Below are 6,915 nucleotides of genomic sequence, written 5' to 3'. Positions count from 1 at the left end.
GAGCTGATCGAGAACAAATATTCGGGCGCGCCGGGCATCCGCCATGGCAGCGTCTTCATCATGGCCGGCATTCCGCACATCGCCGCGCAGATGATGGACGCGCTGACGGGGCAGCTCGAGGGCGGCGATCCGGTGCTGTCGGAAAGCATCGGCTGCTGGACGCCGGAGAGTGAGGTCTCCGAGATATTGGGCGCGGCGGAGAAGGCGCATGAGGACTGCCAGATCGGCAGCTATCCCTTTTTCCGGGAAGGCCGGGTCGGCGCCAATTTCGTCGTGCGGTCGACGGACGGCGATGCGCTGGCCGCGTGCCTCGCGGAGCTGACCGAGAAGCTGGAAGCGGCCGGGCACGATGTGACGCAAGGGGGCATCTAGACAAAAACGCGCGGGTGAAGCGAATCGAACTCCAAAGGCCGGGCCTGCCCCGGCCGTCCCAACAATAAAAACGAGAGTTCGAGAACAAACGGATGCGGTAGGAGTGGCGCTTTGCCAGAAACAAAACTGGAGCGGGTGAAGAGAATCGAACTCTCGTCGTCAGCTTGGGAAGCTGCTGCTCTACCATTGAGCTACACCCGCGCCGGGCGAGGCTGTTTGGCAAAAGCGGGGACGCTTGTCGATAGGGAGGATTGAGCGAATGGCGAAGCGGGACACGGCAAGTCCGGGCATCGAGGTCCGGCGCAAGAGCCGCTGGGGCTGGATGGGCCCGATCGGGCTGCTGCTGGCGGTCGGCGCGCCGCTTGTCGCGCTGCTGATGGCGCTGGCGACGGGGGCGGGGATGATCGATTATACGGTCAGCCTCGGCTCGCTGCGCTATCTGGTAATTGCCTGTGCGATCGGGCTCGTGCTTGTGCTGATCGTGGCCATCATCGCGCTGGTGAAGAAACGCTGGCGGGCCTTTCGCTGGCTTGTTCCGGCGTTCGTGATCGGCGGCGGGTTCATCGGCTATCTGCTCATGCAGCTGTCGATCGCGACGTCTGTGCCGCCAATTCACGACGTCACCACCGATCTGGAAAACCCGCCCGAATTCGTCGCGCTGACCTTGCGCGACGACAATCTGGATGTCGTGCCGCCGGGCGAGGATCCGCGCATGGAAGCGATGACGCCGGTCGGGCGTTGGGCGCTTTATCATAGCGAAGCCTATGGCGATCTCGACACGATCGTGGTGCCGACGAATGTGCCGGACACGGTGTCGGCGGCGCAGACGCTGATCGCCGAACGCGGCTGGGAACTGGCAGAGGCCGATGCGGCGAGCGGCCGCGTCGAAGCGACCGACACCGTCTCGCTCTACGGGTTCAAGGACGACATCGTGCTGCGCATCGTGCCCAATGCAGATGGGCCGGGCAGCCTTGTCGATATGCGATCGGTGAGCCGTGTTGGGGTGAGCGATCTCGGCGTGAATGCGGAGCGGGTGCGGGAATTCCTGGCGGATTTGAGCGAGGCGACGGGAGGATAAATCCTCCCCCACCGGGGGAGGGGGACCGCACGAAGTGCGGTGGAGGGGCACTCTCCCCTTCAGCGCGACGCTATTGGATGGTGCCCCTCCACCATGCTGCGCATGTTTCCCCTTCCCGTGTCGGGGAGGAACTAAGCCCGCGCCATTGCCGCCCAGTCGATTTCCGCATTCCGATCCAGCGTCATCGCCAGATCCGGCATCGGATACTTCAGCCCATTGCCGCAATTGAACAACACCGCCGTCTCGCCCTTGCCGATCTTCCCTTCCTCGCGCGCCTGATAGTACGCCGCCGCGGTCGCCGCGCCTTCGGGGCAGATCAGCAGCCCGTCTTCGCGCCCGATCCGCTCGCGCGCGGCGAGGATCGCTTCGTCCTCGACGGCCACGGCATAACCGCCGCTCTCCCGCACCGCGCGCAGGATCAGAAAGTCGCCGATCGCGGCGGGCACGCGGATGCCCGCCGCCACGGTGTGCGCGTCCTCCCAGCGCGGCGCGTGCTCCTCGCCGGCCTCGAACGCCTTGACGATCGGCGCGCAGCCCGCTGCCTGCACCGCGATCATCCGCGGCCGCTTCGGTCCGATCAGGCCGATCGCTTCCAGCTCGTCGAACGCCTTCCACATGCCGATCAGCCCGGTGCCGCCGCCGGTCGGGTAGAAGATCGCGTCGGGCAGTTCCCAGCCCATCTGTTCGGCAAGTTCGAAGCCCATCGTCTTCTTGCCCTCGATCCGATAGGGCTCCTTCAGCGTCGACAGGTTGAACCAGCCCATCGCCCCCTCGCCCGCGCCGACGATGGCGCCGCACTGGTCGATCAGGCCGTTGACGGTCCACACCTTGCCACCCTGCAGCGCGATCTCGCGGATGTTGATTTCGGGCGTGTCGTCGGGACAGAAGACATAGCTTTCGATGCCGACCCGGCTCGCATAGGCGGCGGTTGCCGCCCCGGCATTGCCGTTGGTCGGCAGCGCGACGCGGGTGACGCCCAACTCCTTCGCCATCGAGATCGCCAGCGCCAGCCCGCGCGCCTTGAACGATCCCGTCGGCAGCCGTCCCTCGTCCTTGACGAGCAGCTTGCCGCCATCGGCCGACGGGCCGAGCGGCAACAGCGGCGTCATCTCTTCGCCGAGCGAGGCGATATGCGCCGCCTCGCGCACCGGCAGCAATTCGCGGTAGCGCCAGAAATTGGGGAGCCGCCCCGCCAGCGCCTCCTTCGTCAACGCGCCGCGCACGGCGTCGAGATCGTAGCGAACGAGGATCGGCGCCCCGGCGGGCGACAGGTTCTGCAGCGTCCCCGCCTCGATCGGCTCGCCGGTTTTCGAGCATTCGAGATGGGTGACGAAATGGGGGAGGTCGGCGCGCGCCGCATCGATAAGCATGGCTGCGCCCTATCACCGGCCGCGCGAAAACCGAAGGCCTTCAATGCGCTGCGGACCGGCCCCGGCACTTTTGGCGCGCGCCGGCGTTGATCCTGTATGACGACAAGCTGGCTTATCCAAAATGTACACAGCGGAAGCTACGACCCCGACCGGTGCGAATCGATCCGGGCGCAGCTCGACGCGAACGGCATGGACTGCCGGCGGGTCGTGCGCTTTCCCGAACACGAGCTGCCGGGGCCGGGCGATCTGGCGGGCATCGATATCCTCGCCATCTATACCGGCGACGGCACGGTCAATTCGGCGATGCGCAAGCTCGACGGGTGGGGCGGGGCGATCCTCGTCCTGCCCGGCGGGACGATGAACCTGCTGTCGAAGAAGTTGCACGGCGACCGGGACGTCGAAGATATCATCGCGCACTCGCAAGCGGCAAAACGCGTCCGCCCGGCGACGGTGGAAGGGGCCGGAGAGCAGGCGCTGGTCGGCATGATCGTGGGTCCGGCGACGAGTTGGGCGGCGGTGCGCGAGGACATGCGCCATACCGATATCGGCGATATCGGGAGCGACGTGTCCGAGGCGCTGCACAAGACGCTGGGCGGCAACGGGGTCGGGATCGAGGGGCATGATGCGAATTATCCCGCGCTCAACCTCACGCCGGCGGGCGAACGGCTGAGCGTCGACGGTTTCGTTGCTGACAATGCGGCGCATCTGCTGCGCCACGGCATGGCCTGGCTCGGCAAGGATTTCCGTGAGGGGCCGCATGAGCGGATCGGCTTGTTCGACAGCGTGACGGTTACCGCCGATGGCGAGATCGGCATCCTGTTCGACGGCGAGGCGGGCGAGGCGGGGGCGGGGGAGACGTTCCGCCCCGGCACCGCGCCGGTCGATTTCCTCGCCGATATTCCGGGGGCTTCGTGACCCGGTTATTCCATGTCAGCGATGTCCATTTCGGCTGCGAGGACCCTGAGGCGCTCGACTGGTTCGCGGCTTGCGTGGCGGAGGAGAAACCTGATGCGGTCGCGCTGACCGGCGACCTCACCATGCGCGCCCGGCAGCGCGAATTCGACGCGGCGTGCGCGTGGATCCTCGGCATCGATGCACCCGTCACCGTCGAAGTCGGCAATCACGACCTTCCCTATTTCAACCCCTTTGCGCGTTTCTTCCGGCCCTATGCGCGGTTCCGGTCGATCGCATCGGTGATCGAGAAGGAGCTCGACCTGCCGGGCACGTCGCTGGTCTCGCTGAAGACGACGGCGCGGGCGCAATGGCGGTTCGACTGGTCGAAGGGGATCGTCACGGACAAGGCATTGGCCAGGACGCTCGATGCGATCGGGAAGCTCCCGCAGGACCGGACGGTTCTCGTGTGCGCGCACCATCCGCTGGTCGAGGCGAATACGAAGGGCCAGGCGCTGACCACGAACGGCGAGAAGGCGCTGGCGGCGCTGGCCGGTGCCGGCGTCGATGCGGTGCTGACCGGCCATGTCCATGACGCCTTCGATCTGCGGAAGGAGACGGCGGGCGGCCCGATCCGGATGATCGGCGCGGGCACGCTGTCGAAACGGCTGCGCTCGACGCCGCCCAGCTTCAACATCCTGACGATCGAGGACGGCGCGATCGATGTCGAGGTGCGAAACGCCGATCACCTCGCCACCCCCGAAATGCAGATCGAAGACGTACCCCCCGACGCCGAACCGCCGGGACAGGGCGACCCGGTCGCGCCTGCCGCCCCGCACGCCGAGGCCGAACGCAAGATGCCGCGCGAGGAGGTCGGTTGACGCGAAATCGGCGGGTGCGCCCCGGATTGCTCTCAACGGCCGAAGGTCAGGCTCGAAAAGACCGTCTGCCAATCGCCTTCGGCACGGTTTTCTTGTCGCCGGGCTGCCCTATTCCGTTCCCATCCCGAAGAGGCGAAGCGCGTTGTCGCGATAGATCGCCTGCCGCTCGGCATCGGAGAGGAAATCCATTGCTTCATAACGCGCGATGATCTCGCCTTCGGGCCAGCCGTCGCTTCCGAGCACCAGCCGGTCGAGCAGGCCTTCTGCCTGCATGCGACGCACAACGACGCCATGCTGTTCGGCTGACAAGAAAGGAACCGAATGAAAGGTGCTCATGTCGGCCATCACGTTCGGGTAATCGCGCAGTAGCGCGAAACTCTCTTCGACATAGCCGATGTTGTCGAACATCGGCAGCGGCGGGAAGCCGAAGTGCTGGAGCACGATCTTCAAATCCGGATGCCGTTCGAGGATCGGCCTAAGCAGCTCGGGATTCCCCATGTCGGGATCGAAATCGGGACAGCAGCCACGCGCGCGCATGCCCCCGTCTGCCGGCGGGCCGCGGTTGACGTGCACCATTACCGGCAGGTCGAACTCGGCGGCGAAATCCCAATAGGGAAGCATGGACGGATCGGTGGGGCTTACGCCGGCATACACAAAACCGATTTCGCCGAGATGCGTGAGGCGTCCGGCCTCGGCCTCGGCGCGCAGCCAGTCCAGATCGGGATAGGCGGCATCATCCCACTGGCAGCTGAACCATTCGCCGGTGCCGTCACGCCAGCATGGAAATGATACGCCCTTGAGGAAGCGATGCCCGTATTCACCGGACCAGTTCTCGTAGGCATCGCGCGTGGCAAAATGGATCGCCGACAGGGCGATGTCGTTCGCGTCGAGCCGGGCCACCGTCTCCGCGGAGCTATCTCCGGGCATCCCCTGCGCGAAGGCGTGGCGATGGACGTCGATGATGCCCTGCGATGGTGTCACGGGTTCCGGTGCAGGGAAAGTCGAACATCCAGCCAAGGCCAGCGCCAGGATTGCGAATCGCATTTCGTCATCCCCTTGTCATCAGGGACGCAAGTCTGCGCTGATCGGCCGAAAAACGCAAAAAATGGGGCGGCACCTTCCCGAGCCGCCCCTGCTTGTCCAGTATTACGACGAGCGATTGGCGCCCGAAATCAACGCTTCGAGAACTGGAAGCTCTTGCGCGCCTTGGCCCGGCCGTATTTCTTGCGTTCGACGACGCGGCTGTCGCGGGTCAGGAACCCGGCGCGCTTCATCGTCGTGCGCAGCGCCGGCTCGTATTTGGAAAGCGCTTGGCTGATGCCGTGCTTGACGGCGCCGGCCTGGCCCGAAAGCCCGCCGCCCTTCACCGTCGCGACGATGTCGTACTGGCCCCGGCGTTCGGAGATGTCGAACGGCTGGTTGATGATCAGCCGCAGCGTCGGACGCGCGAAATATTTGGACTGGTCGCGGCCGTTGACCGTGATCATGCCCTTGCCCGGCTTCAGCCAGACGCGCGCAATGGCGTCCTTGCGGCGGCCGGTCGCATAGGCGCGGCCGAGATCGTCGATCTCCTGCTCGCGCAGCGGCGCTTCCTCGACCGGCGGCTCGACGGTTTCGGCCTCGGCAGCGGCTTCGGCGGTCTCTTCCGCCGGCGCTTCCGCAGCGGTGTCGGCCTTGGTCTCTTCAGCCTTGGCCTCTTCCGTGGCGGTTTCTTCCTTGGCCGCGGCTTCGGTCAGGTCCTTGAGGTCGGACAGGTCTTTCTTTTCGTCGGCCATTATGCGCCCACCTTGTTCTTGCGATTCTTGGAAGCGAGATCGAGCGTCTCGGGGTTCTGCGCGCCGTGCGGATGCTCGGTGCCGGCATAGATGCGCAGGTTGCGCATCTGCTGACGGCCCAGCGGCCCGCGCGGGATCATCCGCTCGACGGCCTTTTCGATGATCCGCTCGGGGAAACGCCCTTCGAGGATCTTGTCCGCCGTGACCTCTTTCAGCCCGCCCGGATAGCCGGTGTGCTTGTAATAGGTCTGCTGGGCGAGCTTGTTGCCCGTGAAGCGAACCTTCTCGGCATTGATGACGATGACATTGTCACCGCAATCGACATGCCGGGTGAAGCTCGGCTTGTGCTTGCCGCGCAGGATCTTCGCGATCTCGGCCGCGGCACGGCCGACGACGAGACCCTCGGCGTCGACAATGTACCATTTCTTTTCCACCTCGTGCGGCTTGGCCGAATGGGTGGTCCTGGTGAGCGCCTTCATGGCCTCTTGCCTCCATGCGGGGGCGTGGCCCGCCGCGTTCGGTTGATAAAAACGAAAACACGCCGCCCC

At 65.5% G+C, this 6,915-nt stretch carries 7 protein-coding genes, 1 tRNA gene and 1 pseudogene; 4 read left to right on the top strand and 5 right to left on the bottom strand.

The window, feature by feature from the left end:
- A pseudogene (locus tag Q0139_RS05720) lies at positions 1-372 on the top strand (competence/damage-inducible protein A); the annotation flags it as partial.
- A 127-nt stretch (positions 373-499) separates the two neighbouring features.
- Here the strand turns inward: Q0139_RS05720 and Q0139_RS05715 are convergent.
- Positions 500-573: transfer RNA gene (locus tag Q0139_RS05715), tRNA-Gly, on the bottom strand.
- 58 nt (positions 574-631) lie between these two features.
- Between Q0139_RS05715 and Q0139_RS05710 the strand changes: the two genes are divergently transcribed.
- Entirely contained in the window at positions 632-1,450 is an 819-nt protein-coding gene (locus Q0139_RS05710; RefSeq protein WP_298018780.1) for a DUF1499 domain-containing protein, read from the top strand.
- 131 nt (positions 1,451-1,581) lie between these two features.
- On the opposite strand, the gene Q0139_RS05705 is transcribed toward Q0139_RS05710, so the two are convergent.
- Entirely contained in the window at positions 1,582-2,820 is a 1,239-nt protein-coding gene (locus tag Q0139_RS05705) for a threonine synthase (RefSeq protein WP_298018777.1), read from the bottom strand.
- A 96-nt stretch (positions 2,821-2,916) separates the two neighbouring features.
- On the opposite strand from Q0139_RS05705, the gene Q0139_RS05700 reads away from it, so the two are divergent.
- Positions 2,917-3,735: a diacylglycerol kinase family protein gene (locus Q0139_RS05700; protein WP_298018775.1), complete on the top strand. Its 819-nt coding sequence runs from the start codon at positions 2,917-2,919 to the stop codon at positions 3,733-3,735.
- Positions 3,732-4,592, top strand: coding sequence for a metallophosphoesterase (locus Q0139_RS05695; RefSeq protein ID WP_298018773.1), 861 nt, complete (start codon positions 3,732-3,734; stop codon positions 4,590-4,592). Before Q0139_RS05700 ends, Q0139_RS05695 begins: the two co-directional genes overlap by 4 nt.
- Before the next feature lie 108 nt (positions 4,593-4,700).
- Here the strand turns inward: Q0139_RS05695 and Q0139_RS05690 are convergent, their stop codons facing one another.
- The 3 genes from Q0139_RS05690 to rplM form a co-directional block, all read right to left on the bottom strand.
- Positions 4,701-5,636, bottom strand: coding sequence for an amidohydrolase family protein (locus Q0139_RS05690; RefSeq protein ID WP_298018770.1), 936 nt, complete (start codon positions 5,634-5,636; stop codon positions 4,701-4,703).
- Positions 5,637-5,764: 128 nt separating this feature from the next.
- Complete coding sequence (rpsI, locus tag Q0139_RS05685) at positions 5,765-6,367, bottom strand: 30S ribosomal protein S9 (protein WP_298018767.1); 603 nt, start codon at positions 6,365-6,367, stop codon at positions 5,765-5,767.
- Positions 6,367-6,846 carry a 50S ribosomal protein L13 gene (gene rplM, locus Q0139_RS05680; protein WP_298018765.1) on the bottom strand — a complete coding sequence of 160 codons (480 nt, stop codon included), beginning with the start codon at positions 6,844-6,846 and terminating at the stop codon, positions 6,367-6,369. Before rplM ends, rpsI begins: the two co-directional genes overlap by 1 nt.
- Between the last annotated feature and the right edge of the window lie 69 nt (positions 6,847-6,915).

It is taken from the genome of uncultured Parasphingopyxis sp., assembly GCF_937129435.1.
Classification (GTDB): Bacteria; Pseudomonadota; Alphaproteobacteria; order Sphingomonadales; family Sphingomonadaceae; genus Parasphingopyxis.
This window is presented reverse-complemented; position numbering and strand designations above follow the sequence as displayed.